General features: G+C 63.9%; 1 protein-coding gene. It reads right to left on the bottom strand.

Annotated features, from left to right (window positions below):
- Positions 1-37: 37 nt before the first annotated feature.
- A protein-coding gene (locus CR157_RS21970) for an IS3 family transposase (protein WP_258364273.1) occupies positions 38-1,605 on the bottom strand; the annotation gives its coding sequence in 2 pieces (ribosomal slippage) (positions 38-1,140 and positions 1,140-1,605; 1,569 coding nt in all).
- Between the last annotated feature and the right edge of the window lie 74 nt (positions 1,606-1,679).

The raw sequence follows: 1,679 nt of genomic DNA, 5'->3' as shown, positions 1-1,679 counted from the left end.
CGGTAGATGTCAAGAAAGTTGTCGTGTCTGATCATTGTCACGCCGACTGTTTTTCTGGTTCGACCAGCGTGACTGCGGGTTCCCGCTCCGGATTGAGCGAAACGGTTTCGATGGGCGTCCAGTTGCGAGTCTTGCCGCTCCAGCGCGCTGGGTTGGCCTTGCGGGCTGCCAGGTTCAGTTCGTGACGCCGCGTCAGGATGGCCTTGTCCCTGCTCGCATGGCGCTCGGCCGGTGTCACGAAGCGGATGCCGCTGTGGCGGTGCTCATGGTTGTACCAGTGGACGAAGCCATGCACCCATTGCTGTGCCTCACCGACGCTGGCAAAGCCGTCCACCGGGTAATCCGGCCGGTACTTGCAGGTACGGAACGCCGCCTCGGAGTAGGGGTTGTCGTTACTGACCCGTGGCCGGCTGTAGGACGGCGTGATGTTGAGGTCGTGCAGCTTCTCCAGCAGCGTGGCGCCCTTGAACGGGCTGCCGTTGTCGGCATGCAGCACCAGCGGCTGGTTGACCACTTTCTCGGCCAGCACAGCCCGCTCGATGACGGTGCGCGAGTTGAGCGCCGACTCGGCCAGGAAGACCTCCCAGCCGACGATCTTGCGGCTGAAGATATCGAGGATCATCACCAGGTAGTAATGCTCACCCTTGATCGGCCCACCGAGCCAGGTGCAATCCCAGGACCAGGTCTGATTGGGAGCGGTCGCGTGGTAGGTCGTGGGCCTGGCGTGACGCCTCGGTGCTCTGGCACGCCCGCGGTGGACTACCTCGTGATGCCGTCGCAATACCCGGTAGAACGTCGATACCGAGGCGATGTAGCGGTTTTCCTCGTCCAGCAGCCGCACGACGACCTGGTCGGGTGGCAGATTGGCGAATTCCGGCCGGTGGCACACGTCAAGGATCTCCTGCTCCTCGGCTGCCGTCAGGGCATTGGTGGGCACCGGCCGCTCGGCAAAAGGGCGTTGATCCTCCCGGAGTTCGCCATCACGGGTCCAGCGCTGATGGGTCCGGGGCGTGATACCCAGGACCTCGCAGGCGGGCTCGAGACGGGCACCAGCGTTGCGCGCCTCATTGATCAGCTCGACAGCATGACGGCGATCCGGGGTGCTGATCATTCGTCCTCGTCCCCCCAGATCGCCTTCGCCTTTTTTGAAAGGGTCAGCAGCGCTGCGGTTTCAGCCAATGCCTCGTTCTTGCGCTTGAGCTCACGTTCCAGCTCACGGTTGCGTTTGCGCTGCTCCTTGAGTGCGTCGGCCTCCCGCCGGCGCTCGTCATGCGAGAGGCTGGCGGCCTGCTCGCAATCATGGCGCCACCGCTGGAGCTGCTCGGGATACAGGCCACGGCGTCGGCAATACTCGGCGACTTCCTCGGCATTCATGGCCGCTGTCTCGACCACGGCAGCGAACTTGTCCCGGGAGGACCAACCTTCGGTCCCTTGATCAGAGGCAGCGGGCAGGCAACGCCCTTCGGCACGGGCCTCCTTACGCCACTTGTAGATGGTGGCGACCGAGATACCTTCCTGCTCCGCCACCTCCTGGGCGGTCAGGTTGTGGGGTGGCAGCAGCTTGGCGACCACGGCCTGTCGGCGTTCCTCGGAGTAGCGAGGCATGAGCGGCTCCTATCGCCCCCTGGATGTTAAGAACAGGGTATCAGAGGGCACGACACTCATCCTGACACTGGGGG

It is taken from the genome of Halomonas sp. LBP4 (assembly GCF_003202205.1).
Lineage (GTDB): Bacteria > Pseudomonadota > Gammaproteobacteria > Pseudomonadales > Halomonadaceae > Halomonas > Halomonas flagellata.
Note: the sequence above shows the minus strand (reverse complement) of the source record. Positions and strands in the feature narration are given on the sequence as shown.